The 17,866-nt window shown below is 70.9% G+C and carries 17 protein-coding genes; 1 reads left to right on the top strand and 16 read right to left on the bottom strand.

All coding sequences use genetic code 11. The features are described 5' to 3' along the window. Positions 1 to 334 precede the first annotated feature (334 nt). The 11 genes from BLO63_RS12355 to BLO63_RS12305 all read right to left on the bottom strand — a co-directional run bounded on the left by BLO63_RS12355 (position 335) and on the right by BLO63_RS12305 (position 11,124). Positions 335 to 1,903 (bottom strand): Do family serine endopeptidase, encoded by a 1,569-nt coding sequence (locus tag BLO63_RS12355; RefSeq protein WP_091440899.1) that lies wholly within the window; start codon positions 1,901 to 1,903, stop codon positions 335 to 337. A 90-nt stretch (positions 1,904 to 1,993) separates the two neighbouring features. Beyond that, positions 1,994 to 2,497, bottom strand: a complete 504-nt coding sequence (locus BLO63_RS12350; protein ID WP_091441421.1) for a cytochrome c-type biogenesis protein — start codon at positions 2,495 to 2,497, stop codon at positions 1,994 to 1,996. Between the two features lie 128 nt (positions 2,498 to 2,625). Next, the gene (locus BLO63_RS12345) at positions 2,626 to 4,626 is read right to left on the bottom strand and encodes a heme lyase CcmF/NrfE family subunit (protein ID WP_091440896.1); all 2,001 of its coding nucleotides are present in this window, start codon (positions 4,624 to 4,626) and stop codon (positions 2,626 to 2,628) included. Positions 4,627 to 4,789: 163 nt separating this feature from the next. Then, positions 4,790 to 5,236, bottom strand: a complete 447-nt coding sequence (ccmE, locus tag BLO63_RS12340; protein ID WP_018389896.1) for a cytochrome c maturation protein CcmE — start codon at positions 5,234 to 5,236, stop codon at positions 4,790 to 4,792. Positions 5,237 to 5,240: 4 nt separating this feature from the next. After that, positions 5,241 to 6,365, bottom strand: a complete 1,125-nt coding sequence (ccmI, locus tag BLO63_RS12335) for a c-type cytochrome biogenesis protein CcmI (protein WP_091440893.1) — start codon at positions 6,363 to 6,365, stop codon at positions 5,241 to 5,243. A 193-nt stretch (positions 6,366 to 6,558) separates the two neighbouring features. Then, complete coding sequence (locus tag BLO63_RS12330) at positions 6,559 to 7,026, bottom strand: glycine zipper domain-containing protein (protein ID WP_091440889.1); 468 nt, start codon at positions 7,024 to 7,026, stop codon at positions 6,559 to 6,561. 107 nt (positions 7,027 to 7,133) lie between these two features. After that, entirely contained in the window at positions 7,134 to 8,513 is a 1,380-nt protein-coding gene (locus BLO63_RS12325) for an ATP-binding protein (protein WP_091440886.1), read from the bottom strand. After that, entirely contained in the window at positions 8,513 to 9,196 is a 684-nt protein-coding gene (locus BLO63_RS12320) for a response regulator transcription factor (protein ID WP_091440883.1), read from the bottom strand. Before BLO63_RS12320 ends, BLO63_RS12325 begins: the two co-directional genes overlap by 1 nt. Before the next feature lie 285 nt (positions 9,197 to 9,481). Beyond that, positions 9,482 to 9,805 (bottom strand): hypothetical protein, encoded by a 324-nt coding sequence (locus BLO63_RS20960; protein WP_143007074.1) that lies wholly within the window; start codon positions 9,803 to 9,805, stop codon positions 9,482 to 9,484. 234 nt (positions 9,806 to 10,039) lie between these two features. Then, on the bottom strand, positions 10,040 to 10,330 hold the full coding sequence (locus BLO63_RS12310) for a hypothetical protein (protein WP_091440877.1): 291 nt from the start codon (positions 10,328 to 10,330) through the stop codon (positions 10,040 to 10,042). Continuing rightward, positions 10,327 to 11,124, bottom strand: coding sequence for a glycoside hydrolase family 108 protein (locus tag BLO63_RS12305; protein WP_091440874.1), 798 nt, complete (start codon positions 11,122 to 11,124; stop codon positions 10,327 to 10,329). The genes BLO63_RS12310 and BLO63_RS12305 overlap by 4 nt, the downstream gene beginning before the upstream one ends. Positions 11,125 to 11,272: 148 nt before the next feature. Here BLO63_RS12305 and BLO63_RS12300 point away from each other — a divergent pair, with 148 nt between their 5' ends. Continuing rightward, positions 11,273 to 11,743 (top strand): hypothetical protein, encoded by a 471-nt coding sequence (locus BLO63_RS12300; protein WP_091440872.1) that lies wholly within the window; start codon positions 11,273 to 11,275, stop codon positions 11,741 to 11,743. Between the two features lie 10 nt (positions 11,744 to 11,753). Here BLO63_RS12300 and BLO63_RS12295 read toward each other — a convergent pair whose 3' ends face one another. The 5 genes from BLO63_RS12295 to BLO63_RS12275 are packed head-to-tail and all read right to left on the bottom strand — an operon-like array spanning position 11,754 to position 17,847. Then, positions 11,754 to 12,029 (bottom strand): hypothetical protein, encoded by a 276-nt coding sequence (locus BLO63_RS12295; RefSeq protein ID WP_091440869.1) that lies wholly within the window; start codon positions 12,027 to 12,029, stop codon positions 11,754 to 11,756. Next, the gene (locus tag BLO63_RS12290; RefSeq protein ID WP_091440866.1) at positions 12,026 to 12,910 is read right to left on the bottom strand and encodes an arabinofuranosidase catalytic domain-containing protein; all 885 of its coding nucleotides are present in this window, start codon (positions 12,908 to 12,910) and stop codon (positions 12,026 to 12,028) included. Before BLO63_RS12290 ends, BLO63_RS12295 begins: the two co-directional genes overlap by 4 nt. A gap of 1 nt (position 12,911) precedes the next feature. Next, on the bottom strand, positions 12,912 to 13,217 hold the full coding sequence (locus tag BLO63_RS12285; RefSeq protein WP_091440864.1) for a spike base protein, RCAP_Rcc01079 family: 306 nt from the start codon (positions 13,215 to 13,217) through the stop codon (positions 12,912 to 12,914). Positions 13,218 to 13,233: 16 nt separating this feature from the next. Then, a complete protein-coding gene (locus BLO63_RS12280; RefSeq protein ID WP_091440862.1) occupies positions 13,234 to 13,923 on the bottom strand; it encodes a DUF2793 domain-containing protein in 690 nt (229 codons plus the stop codon). A gap of 24 nt (positions 13,924 to 13,947) precedes the next feature. Further along, positions 13,948 to 17,847 carry a baseplate multidomain protein megatron gene (locus BLO63_RS12275; RefSeq protein WP_091440860.1) on the bottom strand — a complete coding sequence of 1,300 codons (3,900 nt, stop codon included), beginning with the start codon at positions 17,845 to 17,847 and terminating at the stop codon, positions 13,948 to 13,950. Between the last annotated feature and the right edge of the window lie 19 nt (positions 17,848 to 17,866).

Genomic DNA, 17,866 nt, shown 5'->3' with positions numbered 1-17,866 from the left:
AACGGGTCATCTCGGCCCCGCGCGGAATCGGAGGCGGCGGTAAGATTCGAATTCGTCTCCATGTACGTCATTTCGAGCCTCGCGCCTATATTGCCATCCCCCGACGCCAACGCCGGAAGGCCCCTGAAATAGATGACGCGGGGAATCCTCTCGGACTCCCCGCGCCACCGAACCGGCCGCAGCCCAAGGGGCGACGGAACGAGCCGCAACCGGAACTCTTAGAGTGCGATCCGATCAGATGGCACATCTGATCGGCAAATCGCCCTCTGCGTTACACTGGAGGCCGCGTGATCCGATCCGCTTGCGGTGCAAGCGGATCGGCGCGCGCTCCAGCTCAGCCCTTCTGGTCACCCAGCGAGATGGCGACAAAACGGGTGCCCTGCTCGGACTTGATCCGCATCAGCACGGCCTTGCGGTTGTCCTTCTTGGCGGTGGAGAGGCCCTCGCGCACATCGGCGGGGGTCATCACCGGCTTGCCACCCACGTCGAGGATGACATCGCCTTCCTTGATGCCGCGCTCGGCACCGGGGCCGCTCGGATCGACCTCGGTGACGACGACGCCGATATCACCGGCGCCGGCGACGCCCTTGGCGGGAGCAAGCGACAGGCCGAGGCGCGGAATGCCCTTGCCGTCCTCCTCGCCTTGATCCGCCTTGGCCTTGTCGGCCGACGCGACGTCGGTCGGCAACTGCTCCAGCGTGACCGGGATGGTCATCGACTTGCCGTCGCGCACCACACTCAGCTTCACCGTGGTGCCGGGCTTCTTGCGGGCGATCTCGCGCGACATCTCGCGGGAGTCCTTCACGGTCTCGCCGTCGATCTGCGTGACGACATCGCCGGGCTTGAGGCCCGCCTTCTCGCCGGGGGTGCCGGGCTGCACCTGGGCGATGAGGGCGCCCTCAGCCGACTTGAGTTCCAGCGCCTCGGCGACCTCGTCGCTGACCGGCTGGATCTGCACGCCGACATAGCCGCGCGCCACCTCGCCGCCATCCTTCAGCGCCTCAACCACCTCGGAGACGGTCTCGGAGGGAATGGCGAAGGCGATGCCGACATTGCCGCCCGAGGGGGAGACGATGGCGGTGTTCATGCCGATCACGTCGCCGTCGAGGCCGAAGGTCGGGCCACCGGAATTGCCGCGGTTGATCGGGGCGTCGATCTGGATGAAGTCGTCATAGGGGCCCGAGCCGATGTCACGGCCGCGCGCCGAGACGATGCCGGCAGTGACCGTGCCGCCGAGGCCGAACGGGTTGCCGACCGCGACCACCCAGTCGCCGACGCGCGGCGCCTTGGCGGCCAGCTTCACCCAGGGGAAGTCCGACTTGCCGTCGACCTTGAGCAGCGCCACGTCGGTGCGCGGGTCGGTGCCGATAACCTTGGCGGTGTAGCTCTTGCCGTCGGTGGTGGTGACATCGACCTCGGAAGCGCCGTCGACGACGTGGTTGTTGGTGACGACATAGCCGTCATTGGAGATGAAGAAGCCGGAGCCCTGGCCGACGACGCCGCGATGACCGGGACCGGGGCCGCGACGCGGGCCCATGTCCGGGCCACCGGGGCCGCCCGGGCCGAAGCCGAAGCGGCGCATGAAGCGCTCGATCTGCGGGGGCACGTTCTGGCCGCCCATGCCTTCCTCGTCATTCGAGGCGACCTTGTCCTCGTCCTTCTTCACCTTCACGCTGACGACGGCGGGGGAGACCTTCTCGACGATGTCGGCGAAGGAGAAGGTGCCGGCGGGCTGGTTGGTGGTCAGCTGCGCCTGAGCAGGGGTGATGATCTCGGGCAGCACGAAAGCGCCGACGGTGCCACCGGCCAGGGCCAGGGTGAACACGCCGGCGAGCAGCCGGGAACGGCTCTTGCGCAGCGTGGACGAAGGGGTGCGGGTCGGATTGGGCGCGGTGCGCGACATGTATCGTTCCTCGTTCGAAATCACTCTCCCCACCGGGAGCGTTGAACGAGAAACTAGAGGCCGTCGCCTTAACGCAGTCTGGCGGCGGCGTTAAACTTTCGTAACGTCGCCCGGTTGCTCCGACGAGGACGGCTCGCCCAGCGCGGCGCGCAGGCGCGTCTCCTCCTCGGGCGTCAACGGCTCCGCCGCCGCCGTCGGGCGCAGGCTGTCCGACGCGGCGCGGCGGCGATAGGCGACGAACAGGCCGATGCCGCCGACGACAAGCACGGCAAAGGGCGCCAGCCACAGGATCGCGTTCGCCCCGTGCCAGGTCGGGCGCAGCAGCACGAACTCGCCATAGCGCGCCACCAGATAATCCATCACCTCCCGGTCGGACTCGCCCTGCTGGATCCGCTCGCGCACGAGCAGCCGCAGGTCGCGCGCCAGCGGCGCATCCGAATCGTCGATGGACTGGTTCTGGCAGACCATGCAGCGCAGTTCTTTCGAGAGCTCGCGCGCCCGCGCTTCCTGCGCCGGATCGGGCAGCACCTCGTCCGGCCGCACGGCGGCGGCGGGGGTGATGAAAGCGAGGCAAAGCAGCGCGGCGGCGAGCATCACCCGCCAGCGCCCGCTTCCCTCATGCCCGCGCGTGACCCGGGAACCCAGAAGGCCGGCCGCCACGCGGCTGGATCCCCGGGTCACGCCCGGGGATGAGGGGCGGAAAAGGCGTGCACGCATCCCCCTCACTCCGCCGGCACGGGCGAAGCGCCGTCCGCCTTCGCCTTCGGCTTCTTCGCCGGCTTCGGCGCCCCGACGCGCAGGCGACGGTCACTGAGCGAGAGCGCGCCGCCGAGCGCCATGATGAGCGAGCCGATCCAGATCAGCGTCACGAACGGCTTCCAATAGGCCCGCACGCCCACGCCGCCGCCCGGCAGCTCGTCGCCCAGGCTCACATAGAGCTGGCTGAACCACATGGTGCGGATGCCCGATTCGGTGGTCGGCATGTTGCGTGCGGTGAACAGGCGCTTGGCGGATTCAATGGTCCCCATCTCGACCCCGCCCTGGCGGACCGTGAACACCCCGACGAGATCGCGGTAATTCGGCCCGTTGCGCGGTTCCAGCCGGTCGAGGGTCAGCTCATAGCCGCCGACCTCGAAGCTGCCGCCAACCTTCACTCCGGCGATGCGCTCGGCGTTCCAGCTGGTCTCGGCGATGATGCCGAACAGGCAGACGCCGACGCCGGCATGGGCGAGCGCGCCGCCGAACACCGAGCGCGGCAGGCCGCGCAGCCGCGCGAAGGCGGTCGCGCGCGGCACCCGGCCGAAGCCGGCACGCTCGATCACCTCGGCCATCGCGCCGATCACTACGAAGGCGGCCAGCCCCATGCCGAACGGCGCCAGCACCGGCCCGCCGCCCTGCGCATAGGCGGCCAGAGCGGCAATGACGATGGCGGCCCCGAAGGCGGCCATCAACCGCTGCGCCGCCCCGGCGAGATCGCCGCGCTTCCAGGCCAGCAGCGGCCCGAACGGCATGGCGAAGGCCACCGGCAGCATCAGCGCGCCGACCGTCAGATTGAAATAGGGCGGCCCGACGGTGATCTTGGCGCCGTTATAGGCCTCCAGCGCCAGCGGGTAGAGCGTGCCGACCAGCACGGCGGCGGAGGCCGCCGTCAGCAGCAAATTGTTCAGCACCAGCGCGCCCTCGCGCGACACCGGCGCGAAGATCCCGCCCTGCCGCAGCATCGGCGCGCGCAGCGCATAGAGCGCCAGCGATCCGCCGATGAAGAACACCAGGATGGCGAGGATGAACACGCCGCGGGTGGGATCGGTGGCGAAGGTGTGGACCGAGGTGAGCACGCCGGAGCGCACGAGGAAGGTGCCGAGCAGCGACAGCGAGAAGGCGAGGATGGCGAGCAGCACCGTCCACACCTTCAGCGCGTCGCGCTTTTCCATCACCACGGCGGAATGGATCAGCGCCGTGCCGGCGAACCACGGCATCAGCGAGGCGTTCTCCACCGGGTCCCAGAACCACCAGCCGCCCCAGCCGAGCTCGTAATAGGCCCAGTAGGACCCCATGGCGATGCCGAGGGTGAGAAAGGCCCAGGCGGTCAGCGCCCAGGGCCGCACCCAGCGCGCCCAGGCGGCGTCGATCCGCCCCTCGATCAGCGCCGCGACGGCGAAGGCGAAGGTGATGGAGAAGCCGACATAGCCGAGATAGAGCAGCGGCGGATGAATGGCGAGGCCGATATCCTGCAGGATCGGGTTGAGGTCCTGCCCCTCCGCCGGAGGCGGAATCACCCGGGTGAACGGGTTCGAGGTGAACAGGATGAACAGCAGGAAGGCGGTGGCCACCGAGCCCTGTACGGCGAGCACATTGGCCTTCAGCCGCGCCGGCAGATTGGCGCCGAACAGCGCCACCAGCGCGGCGAAGATCGCCAGCACCAGCACCCAGAGCAGCATGGAACCCTCATGGTTCCCCCAGGTCCCGGTGATGCGGTAGAGCAGCGGCTTGGCCGAGTGCGAATTCTCGACCACGTTCAGCACCGAGAAATCGGACTGGACATAGGCCACGACCAGCGTGGCGAAGGACAGGCCGACAAAGCCGGCCAGCACCAGCGCCAGGGTCGAGCCCACCCGCATCAGCGCCGCGTCGCCGGTGCGCGCGCCCCAGGCCGGGATCACCGTCATCAGGAGGGCGACGGCCAGCGAGAGCACCAGCGCGTAATGGCCGATTTCCGGGTTCATGGGCGGTTATCCCAACAACAAGCATCCTTCGAGGCCGCTTCGCGGCACCTCAGGATGACGGCGCACCGAGAAAGAAAACGAGAGGGAACAGCGTCATCCTGAGGTGCTCGGGCAAGGCCCGAGCCTCGAAGGATGGTCGTCGCGAAGCGGTGGGCACCATCCCTCACGGCGTCCCCTCCCCTTCCTTCCACACGCCCTGCTTCTTCAGCGCGTCGGCGACTTCCTTCGGCATATAGGTTTCGTCGTGCTTGGCCAGCACGCTGTCGGCGGTGAAGCTGCCGTCCGGTGCCAGCACGCCCTCGGCGATCACGCCCTGGCCTTCGCGAAACAGGTCCGGCAGCAGGCCGACATAGGTCACGCCCATATCGGCGCCGCCATCGGTGACGACGAAGCGCACATGGGTGCCGTCGGTGTGCTGCACGCTGCCGTCCTTCACCAGCCCGCCCAGCCGCAGTCGTGTGCCCGGCCGTGTGCCCTCGGCGGCGATCTCGCTGGGCGAGCGGAAGAACACGATGGTGTCGTTCAGCGCGAACAGCACCAGCCCGGCGGCGACGAACAGCACGCCGGCGGCGCAGGAAATGACCAGTAGGCGACGTCCCTTGCGGGTCATGGCGTCAGCTCCCGAGCCCGAGTTCGCGCGCCAGCGCGTCGATGCGCCCGAGCGCGCCGCTGTCGCTGGCGAAATGGGTGCGCGCCTGTCCGGCGGCGGTCTTGGCCTTGTCCTGCTGGCCGAGCACGGTCCAGGCCCGCATCAGCCGCAGCCAGCCCTCGATGTCGCCGCCCTCCTGCGCCAGCCGCGCCTCCAGCCGCTCGACCATGCCGCGCACCATCGCGTCGCGCTGCTCGGGGGTGAGGCTTTGCGCCGCCGCCACATCGGCCGCGCCGGGGCCGGACGCGGCGTCGGGAATCGGCGCGCCGATGCGGGCCAGCGCCTCGCGCAGCAGGCCGAGCCAGGGCGCGTCGGGCGGCGAGGCGGCCACCAGCGCGCTCCAGCGCTGCGCCGCCTCGGCGGTCTGGCCGTCCTGCTCGGCGGCGAGGCCGAGGAAATACTGTGCCTTGGGGTCGTTCGGATCGGCGGCGAGCGCCGCCTGGAACGCCGCCTTGGCCTCGACCGTCACCACGCCGCCGGCCTGTGCGGTCAGCGCCTCGCCGAGGCCGGTTTCACGCTGGGCGTTGGGGCCGAGCAGGCGGATGGCATTGCTCCAGGCCCGGGCCGCATCGTCGAGCCGGCCGATGCGGGCATAGATCGGCGCCACCACCTCATAGCCGCGCCCGTCATTCGGGTTGGCTTCGAGATGGGTTTCGACCTTGCGGATCAGGATGGCGATGTCGGAGGGGTTGGGCTGGCCTTCCAGCCGCTGCGCCAGCGGCTGCGGCGGGTAGAGCGGCGAGCCGAGGGAAAGGTAGAGCCCGCCGGCCAGCAGCGGCACGCCGAGCAGGCCCACCACCGCGACGATGCGCCGGCGCCGGTCGTCGCCGAAGGAGGCGCCCTCCCGGCCGCTCTCGGCGGAGGCACGCAGGATGCGCCGGGCCACCTCGGTGCGCGCCGCCTCGCCCTCGGCCGGCGCGATCAGGCCGGAGGCACGGTCGCGCTCGATTTCCGCCAGCTGGTCGCGATAGACGGCGAGATCGGCCTCGGCGGTACTGGCGGCAGGCATGGCCGCGCCGGTGCGCAACGGCCAGAGCACCGCCAGAATGGCGGCGCCGGTCATCAGCGAGAAGGCGATCCACAGCAACATTAGTTTTCCTCTAATGCGCTGAGGGGTAGCCGACCCGGCCCCTGTCGCCAATCCGTAACACCCTCAGTCCGATCGCCGCAGGCTCACAGTCGCGCGAGCGTGTGCCCGCCTGAACCAAGGCCCGGTGCCGGCCGGCGGGCGCCTGCGTCACCCCGTCACGGGGCGCCGGAACCGGGTTCGGCCGGGTGCGTGATCAGCCCGCCACCGGCGACCAGGTACCGTCCGGGTTGCGGCAGGCGGTGCCGCGCGCGGTCTGCGGCTGGCCGTTGATGTAGATGGTGTGGGTGAATTCGCGGCACTTGGGGGAGCCGCCGCGCGCATAGGTCGGGCCGGGAACGATGGTGCCATAGGCGCCGCTGTCGCCACGCCAGCTCACCGGCGCGCCGGGATTGCCATATTCCAGTGCCTGAATCTGCGCCTGCTGCGCCCGCTGCCGGTCGGCCTGGTCGAGCGCATTGCCGATCGAGCCGCCGATCAGGCCGCCCACCGCCGCGCCGACCAGCGTACTGGCGGTGTTATGCCCGACGGCCTGTCCGATGAGCCCGCCCGCCACCGCGCCGATGGCGGCGCCGCCGACGGTGTTCGGGTTCTCCTGCGCGGTGCTGCAGCCCGCGAGGGCGCCGGCGACAAGGCCCACGGCCACGAATTGGTATGCGCGCATGAAATTGCTTCCTCCAGCCTGGACACGGCACGTTCCGCACGGAACATGTCCACCTAAGGAAGAGGAATAGGGCGAAAGCGCGGCCCCGTCACCTCTACCCCTGCACCTCACGCCGCCGGCAGCCGCACCACGCAGCGCAGCCCGCCAAAGGGCGAGCGGTCGAACGCCAGCCGGCCGCTATAGAGCCCGACCAGTTCGGAAACGATGGACAGGCCCAGCCCGGAACCCGGCTGGGTCTCGTCCAACCGCTTGCCGCGCTTGAGCGCCTCGGTCTGCTGTTCCGGCGTCAGGCCCGGCCCGTCATCGTCGATGGTGATCTCGAAATAATCCCGCTCGCCCGCCCCGCCGGGCACCGGCGCCACCGCGATCTCCACCAGCGAGCGCGCCCATTTGCAGCCATTGTCGACCAGATTGCCGAGGATCTCCTCCAGATCCTGCCGTTCGCCGCGAAAGCGCAGGCCACCCGCGACCTCGACCTCCACCGCCACCCCCTTGGCGCGGTGCACCTTGGCGAGCGTCGCGGCGATGCGGGCGACGATCGGCTCGACCTCCTCCACCGTGGTGACGACGGAGGCGCGCGCCGCCATGCGGGCCCGCTCCAGATGATGCGCCACCTGGTCCTTCATGATCTGCGCCTGCGCCGTCACCTTGGCGCCCAGCGCGGCATCGGCCTCGCCGGCCCGCGCCGCCTCATTCTGCAGCACGGAAATCGGCGTCTTGAGGGCATGGGCGAGATTGCCGACATGGGTGCGGGCGCGCTCGACGATCTCGCGATTGGTGTCGATCAGCGCATTGACCTCGGCGGCGAGCGGGGCGAGTTCGACCGGATAGGCGCCCTCGATGCGGTCGGCGCGGCCGGTGCGCACCTCGTGCAGCGCGGCGAGCATGCGCTTGAGCGGGCGCAGGCCAAACAGCACCTGGAACACCAGCGTGAGCAGGAAGGCGCATCCCAGCACGGCCAGCGTCACCAGCAGCGCCTGGTCGAAGCCGGCGACCTCCTCGGCGATCTCGCCCGCATCGGCCGCCACCGCCACCGCGTAGCGCCCGTCCTCGCCGAGATCGACCACCCGCTCGACGATGCGCAGCCGCTGGCCGGACGGGCCGTCGGCATAGGCCTCGCGCAGGCCCGAGACATCGGCATCGCCCTGGCGCTCGAACAGCAGCGGCAGCTTGCCCTCGGGCAGCGAGCGCGAGGTCTTCACCTGCGCGGCCGGCCCGTCGGTGCGGGTGATTTGCCAGTACCAGCCGGAAATGGGGAAGTTGAACAAAGGGTCGCCCAGCGTCGTCGGCTCCGGCATGGTGCCGGAGGGCGAATTGGCGACATCGGCGACGATGGTCTTGAGATAGACGTCGAGCCGCTGGTCGAAGGCTCGCTCCACCGCCGCGCGGTAGACCTCATGCAGCGCGAAGCCGGTGATCGCCAGCACGGCGACGCTGACCACCGTCGCCGAGACGAACAGGCGTAGCGCCAGCGAGCCGGCGCGCATCAGCGCGGGGTCTCGCGCGGCCCTTCGGGCGCCACCAGGAGATAGCCGAGCCCGCGCACGGTCTGGATCACATCGACATCCAGCTTCTTGCGCAGGCGGCCGACGAACACCTCGATCGTGTTGGAATCGCGGTCGAAATCCTGGTCGTAAAGATGCTCGACCAGCTCGGTGCGCGAGACCACCCGCCCGACATGGTGCATGAGATAGGCCAGCAGCCGGTGCTCATGCGAGGTCAGCTTCACCTGCCGCCCGCTCACCGTCACCCGGCCGGAGCGCGTGTCGAGCATGACCGGCCCGCAGGTGAGCTCGCTCGCCGCATGGCCGGCGGCGCGGCGCAGCAGCGCGCGGATGCGCGCCAGCACCTCCTCCATGTGGAAGGGCTTGGCCACATAGTCGTCGGCGCCGGCATCGAAGCCCTGCACCTTGTCGCTCCAGCGGTCGCGCGCGGTGAGAATCAGCACCGGCATCTTGCGCCCTTCGCGCCGCCAGGCCTCCAGCACCGAGAGCCCGTCCATCTTCGGCAGGCCGATATCGAGCACGACCGCGTCATAAGGCTCGGTCTCGCCGAGGAAATGGCCCTCCTCGCCGTCATGGGCGCGGTCGACGGCATAGCCGGCCTCGACCAGCGCCTCCACCATCTGGCGGTTCAGATCGGGATCATCCTCGACGACAAGCAGGCGCACGGCAATTCCTCACGCACACCGCGCGGGGGGCACGCGGCGGCCTGAGCATGCCACCGTAGGCGGCGGATGTCAGGTGCGGGGTGTGGGAGTAGAAGACGAGCGGGCGGCTCTTTCTGCCAGATACTTCATTGCGATGGCAGGCTAGCCCACCATCCATGGTTGGCAAATGACGTACCGTCGCGCGCAGCATGGCCCCCTGGTCGGGCCGCAGGATCACGGGCGCGCGGCCAGCAAAGCAAGCGGTCACGCTGACATCGGACGAACCAATGACCTTTTCCAAAGCGGCTACCCGACGATGGTCGCTTCGCCGATCACGCCCGTCTCCCACAGGTAAAAACGTCCCCCAGTCGAAAGCGCCGTCACCGCAGCCTGACTGGTCAGGAACACGAATCCGACCCGCCGCCGCTCGCCGGGCATCATCTCGCACGCCAGCAAAGGATACCCACTCCATGCCTCCACCGAGATCTTGCTCAAGCTGCAAGGACAGCCCCATCCGAAACCGATTTTCAGGCACCTTCCGCCCGAACGCGGAGGATAAAGATAAAGGTCGGCGATCACATCAGGCCGACCTGCGGCGAGGCGTTCCCGCAATGTCATTTCGAATGCCATGTCGCCTTATATTATCGATGGCAATTGGCGGCGACAGTGGATTTGGATTTGCTTGAAGTGTGCATTGGCGACAGCACGGCGAAGGTGAAGTCGCCGCCCGCGCCACCGGGGGCCGGAAGTACAGCGCCCCGCGGATATAGCGTGCCACCCCTCCCTCATCTCCCCCGCCACCCGCACAGCTCGCGCCCCACCGCATTATGCGCCTTCACCTGCCGGATGGTCGGGTCGGTGTCCTCACTCGCCCAGCGGATCGGCCGGAAGGCGCCGCAGGCGCCCCTCGTCGCGGCGGAAGGTGTCGTCGTCGCGCAGCCGGCGCTCATCAGCGTTACGGCGATCAGCATCAGCCCGCGCGCCGTTCGCGCGCTCGATCGTGTCCAGCACATCCCGTTCTCCTTGCGCGATGCAGGCGGCCCGGCCTTCCGAGCGGCCCTTGAGATAGATCCCGCCGGCCAGCGCGAGGGCGGCGAGCAGCAGCGCCGCGCCCCGCCCGAGGGGGCTCGCCAGCAGGCCCAGCAGCGCCGTCACGGTGTCGCCTCGCCGGCGCCGATCCGCGCCAGCGCCCCGCGCAGGGTCAGCGCCACGCCCGCGAGCATCAGCGCCGCGAACAGCCATTTCAGCGGTTCGGCCAGGGAGGCGAGCGGCGCCAGCCGGTCCGCCTGCTCGGCCACGACAGCGCCGAGCACGCCGGCGCCGCTGAGGAGGCCTCCCGCCCCTTCCGGGGTGCGCGAGAGCCGTGTGTCGGCCGGCCGCGCGCGGGCGGCGCCGGCGCTGTCCGGCGCGTTCTCCGCCATCGGTGCGGCCGCGCCGGCCATCCGCCGGGCCGTGGCCCGCACGTCCGTGACGCGCCGGGTCCAGCCGGCGCCGAAGGTGGAAAAGGTCCGCAGGCTCCGCAGCATGGCCAGCCGCCGGTCGCACACGCCATCGACCAGCGCGCCGGTCTCGTGATCGGCCAGCGCCGCCAGCGTCGCCTCGCCCACCTGCCCGTCGGCGACGGCATTGAGCGTGCGCTGCAGCCATTTGGCCGCCTGGGCCGGGCCGGAATTCACCGCCGCGTCGAACAGCGCATAGTCGAGCCCGGCCGGCAGGTCGTCGGCGCGCACCGCGTCCCAGTACTGGCGGCGATAGATCGCCGCCACCTCGTCCGGCGCGATGCGCCGCACGCTGCGCACCGGCTGGCCATGGCGCCGGCGCCAGCCATCATAGACACGCTGGGTGATCCCCTGCATGGTCGCGCCGCCGGGATCGGCGGGGTCGTCGGCATAGCCGCCCTCATGGACGAGCACGCGCCTCAGCGCCTCGTCGAAGCTCGACGCGGTCATTGCATGGCTCCGCTGCAAGATTTTGGGGGTGTTTTCTGGGGATTAACGCTATGTTAACCGTTCCACTACCCTGGCACGGTTGCAAAAATACCGGGATTCCAAGAGTCTTTTTGAGATAGCTGGCTACGGACAAGGGGCTCCGCTCGTCATGGCAAGAGAAGATCGACTTGTCGAAGATCTGCGCAGCATTTTCGATGAAGCCCGCCGCAGCTCCGGACAGGTGCAGGCGGAAGCGCTTCTGGCTGTCGCCCCGGTGGTGCTGAAGAGCACGGAATCGGAACGTGAGCGCGGCGTCGCCTATATGCGCGACCGCCTGGCGCCCGAGAGCTATCGGGCCATCTGCCGCGCCATTGGCGACGAGCTGGACCGGCTGAACAACGAGATCGACCGGCTGAAGCGATTCGAAAAAATCGCCACCGTGGTCGAAACCGCCAAGCGCCGCATCGTCGCCCGGCCGATGATGGTGGCAAAGCCCACCGCGACGGCAGCGGTCAAGGCCGCCGCCTCGGGCGCGGCTGCCTCCGGTTCAGCCGCGAGTGCCGCCCCCGCGCCTGCTGTGGCAGCCCCGGCCGTCGGGCCCCGACCGCAAGGTGGCAGCGTTCCGGTAGCGGCCGAATAGGCGCGCCGCCTCAGACATTGGCGACGCTCCAGCCCTCGCCGGGCAAGGTTTCCACCCGCGCCTCGCGCTCCTCGGGCGTGAGCAGGCCTTCATAGCCCGCCTGCGGCAGGTCGATCTGCGCCTCGCCCGCCGTCGGCGGGATGCGCAGCGCCGCCCTTCCATCGACCGGATGCTCCTGCCAGGCCCAGAGATAACGCGTCGCGCCGGCGGGCGTGCCGAGCGCCTGCCACGCCTGCGCGCTGCGGGCCGCCGCCTCGGCGGCCGAGGCGAAGATCAGATAGCTCATGGCAATGTTCCCTGCAGGGCGGCGTCGAGCGCCGCGATAGCGAGCGGCGCGCGCGAGAGCACGAGTGTCGACATCTGGCCGGTAAGCGGAGCGCCGGAGTTGGGGGAGATGCCGATCCGCACCAGGCTGTCGCTGTCGACCGACGCCGTCGCAGTGCCAAGGGCCGCTGTTGTCGTCGCCCCGTCGAGGGCGAAGTCGAGCCCGCCCTCGAGGAACCTCGCCCGGCCGATAAACCGGCCCCAGGCCCCGGTCGTGTAGGCCCGGAACGCGAGCGGCGGGTTGTCGATGTCGTTCGCCGATGCGGCGAAGCGGGCGGCGTTCAGCGTCGGCGTGTGGACAAGCCCGATGCGATACCAGGACAGGTTCACCCCCTTCGAGGCGGTGAAGAAGGCGGCGGAGCCCGCCACGATCGAGGACTGCCCGACGACGCCGACCGTCACGCTGTCCGCACCGCGGACAAAGTCCGCCGCGCCAGCGATGCCGAAGTTCTGGCTGCCGGATAAGGCCAGGGCCGGCCGGCCATTCGGGCCGGTGTCGAGCGCCCCGGCATTGACTAATCTCGGCTGCGAGGCGGTCACGCTCTGCGTCGCGTGGCGGCCACTCCCGCTCTGGTCGTACCAGGCGACGACGAAGGCGCTGGCGGTGCCGGCGAAGGCAAGCAGCCCGGCGACATCGAGCGCGCCGAGGAAGGTGAAGCCGAGCTCCGCCTCCGTGCCGTCGCTGGAGCGGCGCACCCGCACGCCGGGGCCAGCATAGGAGGACACCAGCCGGGAGAGCCCGTAGGCGGCATAGAGCGTGCCGGCGAAAGCGTCGAGCGAGGGCCGCGCCGGCGGGCTGCTGGCGCGGCGCGCGAGATCGAGGGCGAAGCCGAAGGTCGCCATCTCAATCGACCCGATGAATGACGAGGCCGGCCGTGCTGCCCGTGGCCAGCACGCGCCTCACCAGGAATTCCAGCACGCTCACCTGGCCGGGCGGCAGCGGCAGGGTCAGCGGCGCGTCGTCGGCGGCATCGACGGGGAGGATTCGGATCTCCGCGCTGGCCAGCGTGGCCGGCACGAACACCCGCAGCCGTGCATAGCGCGGCAGGTCGGCGGCGTCGTTCGGCGTCACCAGCGCGCCGGCGCGGCCGAGCCCGCCGGGCGAGAGGGCGCGCTGGTGCCAGGGGTCCTTGGCGGAATCATAGGGCATGGTTCGCTCCCGGAGATCAGAGGGTGAAGGCGAGATAGGACAGGACGAGGCGCACCCGCCCGCCGGTGAAGCTGCCGCCCAGCGCGGTGATGCGCAGCGGCGTGTCGGCATAGAAGGCCTGCGGGCCGATCACGCCGATATTGCTCGCGCCGGCGGCGATGCTCAGAAGCCCGCCGAATTTCGCGGTCTCGCCTGAAATGCCGACCTCATAGGCGGTGGCCCCCGTCACCGCCGTCACGGTGCGGCTGGCGACGGCGAGGCAGATCGCCCGGCTGGGAATGAGCAGGGTCGAGGCGACGAAGGCGCCGGTGAGGGTCAGTTCCTCCTCCACCGTGCGTAGAGTGGCGCTGGCGCCGGAGGGGGTGAGCGCGAGCGCCTCGCGCCAGGCGGTGCCGTCGAACAGCACGCTGCGCGCCTCGCCCGCCACATAGGCGCGCCAGCCCGCACGTGGGGCGAGGAAGCGCCAGCCGGAATCGTAGAGCGCGATCTCACCCTCATGGCCGGCGAAAGCGCCACTGGCACCGGGCGCCACCAGATGCCGGTCGCCGGGCAACGGGCTGGCCGGTGGCGCCGTGCGGGTGCGGTCGAGCACGGCGAGCTGCACCGCCGCGTCGAGCCGCACCAGCGCTTCATTATGGGTCACATGTTTCTGCGCCTGCGCCGCCGCCAGCAGCGGCAGCGCCAGCAGGGGTGTCGTCTCGCTCATGGGGGGCTCCTGTGAAAGCGGCGGTCAAACCCGCAGCCGGGCGGTCAGCGCCGCGCCGGGACCGATCTCGGCGGAAAGCTGGGCGATGCGGACATCGAGAAAGGTCTGCGCCGCGCCGAAATCGGCGATCTCGTCGGCCGCCGCGTAGAGAACGGCCGGCGCGGAAACAGTGAAGCGCCGCTTCACGATCCCCCCGCTCAGGATCTCCACCGCATAGGCCTCGCTGGTCTCGCCGAGCGGCACCTCGGCCAGATCCCAGGAATCGCCGTCGCTCCTGGTGCGCCGGGTCCAGCTCAGCGCCACCCCGGCGGCGCTGCGCCGGGCGCGGGCATGCACCGGCGCGAAGGGGCGCAGCGCCGCCGGCCCCAGCGTGGCGGCGATTTCGGTCACGGCGTCGTCGCCATGGTCGCGGTCGGCGCGGCCGATGCGGTAGGTGACGGCGCGGCCGATCATGTCGAGCCCGCTCGCGACCGGCACCAGATTGGCGTCGATCGTCATCAGCCGCGTGCCGGCCGGCCATTCGGTGGTGGCGCGCGCCTCGCTGCCGAGCTGGCCGCGCAGCAGGCCGGACAGCCGCCAGGTCGTGGCACCGATCAGTTCCGCCTGCGCGAACTGGATCACCTCCACCGCGCCTGAGGGGTCGATCAGCGCCAGCGCATTGGCCCCACCCAGCACCGCCTCCTCGCTCGCCGCCGCCAGCAGGCCACCATCGAGCGCGACGTCGAGGCTGGCGCGCTGCCAGCGCCAGAGCGGGCCGGCCGGCAGCACGCCCAGCGTCTCGCCCGTCACCGCCGCCGCCGCCAGCGTGGCGATCGGCTGAAAGCTGCCCCCGTCCACCGCCCGCCAGACGTTCAGGCTCCCCGGCCACGGCGTGACGAAGGCGCCGAGCCAGGCCAGCGTGGGCGCCCCCTCGCCGCGCGCTAGCGGCGCCTGCAGCAGATGCACCAGCGCCGGCCCCTCGCCCCCCGGCAATTCGACCGCGCCGGCCCGCCCCTCGCGCACGGCAAGGGCGAAGACCGCCGGGTCGATGCTGCGCGCGTTCACACTGCGCGCGCCCCGGTCCTCGATCGAGACGATCTCCAGCAGCCGCGCGGCCCCGTCGCGCTCCAGCCGCACCAGGTCGCCCGGCTCCAGCGCGATGTGCGAGGGCGGCAGCGTCAGGCTCAGCGTGTCGCGCCCCGCCCACGCATCCTGCAGCCACATATCCGCGAGGCCGGCGGCGAGGCCGGGATCGGCCACCATGGCGACCTCCATCCCGGTCTCCGCCCGCGCCGCCCCGGCGAGCCGGCGCGAAACGGCGGTGGCGCGGCGGTAATCCTGCGCGCCATCGGTAAAGCCGAGCGTGGCGGACAGCGGCAACTCGCCCTCCGCCGCCCGCACCAGCGAGGGCGCGGCGATCCCCTCGCCGGTGGCGATGTCCTCATCGGTAATCACCGCCCGCACCCGCCCGCCGCGCGGGGTCAGCGCCAGCCGACCGCCGCGCTCGACCAGATCGAAGGCGAAGGCCCGCGCCAGCGGCTCCAACGCCGCCCGCGCCGTCATCGGCCGGTCGACGACATAGCCATCGACAATGCCGCGCAATTCGCTCGTCACCATGTCAGGCACGCCGAAATCCGCCGCCAGCGCCTGCGTCAGCTCGGCCAGCGGCGCGGCGCCGAGCCGGCCATTGAGCCAGTGCCCGGTCTGCCAGTTGGCGCCGTCCGCCCATACGTCGACGGCGCGCGGAAACACCGGAAAGGGCCGCGCGTCCCAGGTCCAGAGCGTGAGCGCCGCCGGGTCGATCATCCGCCCGCCCGGCAGGCCCGGCGCCACCGGGTTCAGCGCCGTGGAGGCGGAGAAGCCGGCCAGACTCACCTCCAGATGCCGGCGCTGGATCAGGTCGTCGCGAGCGCCGCTGGAAAAGGGCGGCAGGCCGCCCTCGGTCGATTTCGGGTCGGGGAAGGCGCTCGGCCGGTTGACGCCCTTGTCCACCGCCGGGCAGCCGATCTCGGTCAGGCGCACGGGCTTCGAACCCGGCACCCACGCCGTCGGGCTCGCCTGCCGTACGCCGGCGACGCGCTCGTGATGGGCGTGGCTCCACCAGCCGGCGAGGTCCTTCTGGCGGAAGATCCACGGCTCGGCATAGGCGCCGTCGGTAATCGGGGCGCGCGCCTGCGCGGCGCGGGCGGCGTCATCGGGGTAATACCAGTCGAACGCCTCGCCACCAGTGAGATTGCCGGCGAGATAGGCCCGGTCATGCCCGCTCTCGAAGCTCCCGGCGTCGAGATGGGCGTCGCCGTCGCGCCAGTCGGCCAGCGGCGGGTACCAGTCGATGCCGATGAAATCGAGCGCCGGCGCGGCCCAGAGCGGATCAAGGGGAAAACGCACCTCCGCCCCACCCTCGCGCACATGGGCGCCATATTCGGTCCAGTCGGCGCCATAGCCGATCTGGGTGCCCGGCCCCAGCATCGCCCGCACCTCGCCGGCCAGCGCGGCGAAGGCGCTGGCGGCGGGGTAGACGCCCGGCGCGGAACGCACCCGGGTCAGCGCCGCCATTTCCGAACCGATCAGGATCGCCTCCACCCCGCCGGCGATCTCAGCCAGCTTGGCGTAGTGCAGCACCATCCGCCGCAGCGTCCACTCGGCCGGGCCGGCATAGGTGACGTGCCCCGAGGCGACGCCGAAATGCGCCGCGCCCGCAGTGCCGAACAGCGCCGCCACCTGCGCCCCCGCCGCTGCCGTGCCGTCGGGCGAGCCGGCCACACCGGGGGCGGGATGGCAGGTGACGCGCCCGCGCCAGGGATGGGCCGGCTGCAGCGCCCCGGGGTTCCACGGGTCGGGCAAGGCGTTGGCGGCGGGAATGTCCATCATCACGAACGGGTTGAGCGTCACCTTCAGCCCGCGCGCCTTAAGCGCCTGTATGGCCGCGATCACGCTGGGGTCGGACGGCGTGCCGCCATAGGCCGGCTTGCCCTCAAACTGGCTCACCAGCGCGGCGCTGGCGCGGCTCTGGCCGGCCACCTCCCACGCCAGGGGGAAAATCCCGATCTGCGTCGGCTTGTTCCGCCGCTCCACCGCCGGGCGGACCAGGCACTGGCCGGCGCGCAGGTCGCTGCCGAACCAGGCCACGACGAGCGCCACCCGTTCCAGATTCGGGCAGGTGGCGAGCAGCTGGTCGAGCGCGGCGGAAAAATCGCTCGCATGGGTGGTCACATGGCGGTTTTCCAGCTGGTAGACGCCCGGCCGGTCGACCCGCAGCACCTCGCGCGGCTCATAGCCGAACTCGGTGGCACCGGGGATCAGCGTCACCGCCCGCACCGCGTTCTCCAGCGCCCCCACCGCCCGCTCGACCTCGACCGAAATCTGCGGCAGCCGGTTGCCGAAGCGCGCCAGCGGCAGGCGCTCGAAGACGAGATAGGCCAGCCCGCGATAGGCCGGCGCCCCCGGCTCGCGCGCCTCGATCATCGGATCGGGCAGCTGGTCCTCGCCGCCCTTGTGCAGCCGCACGTTCAGCGCGCGGGTGTCGAGCAGCCGCCCATCGGCCCAGATGCGCCCGAGCCGCGTCACCGGCCCCTCGCACAGGCCGACGGCGAAGCTGCCGAAATAGCTGTAGGTGGTCGTGCTGGTGCCGCCCGCCATCCCGCCTTTGCCGCCGGAGGCCTGCGTCTGGGTCGACACCACCTCCTGCACCGGCGCCGCCCAGATCACCTGCCCGGACAGCCGCGCCCGTCCATAGAGCCGGGGCAGCGCCGCCCCTTCCGTGGAGGTCATGGTGCCGAACTCGGCGAGGCGCGGGCCCTCCACCCGCTGGCCGGGGTTCAGCACCAGCGAATCGATCGCCGAACCGCCGAGCGCCCCCAGCGCCCGCCCGGCCAGCGCCCCCACCGGCCCGAACAGCGCCCCGCCGATCGTCCCGCCCAGCGCGCCGAGAATGAGTGTGGCCATAAGAGACCCCCAAGGTGAA

The sequence above is a fragment of the Ancylobacter rudongensis genome (genome assembly GCF_900100155.1).
Classification (GTDB): domain Bacteria; phylum Pseudomonadota; class Alphaproteobacteria; order Rhizobiales; family Xanthobacteraceae; genus Ancylobacter; species Ancylobacter rudongensis.
Note: the sequence above shows the minus strand (reverse complement) of the source record. Positions and strands in the feature narration are given on the sequence as shown.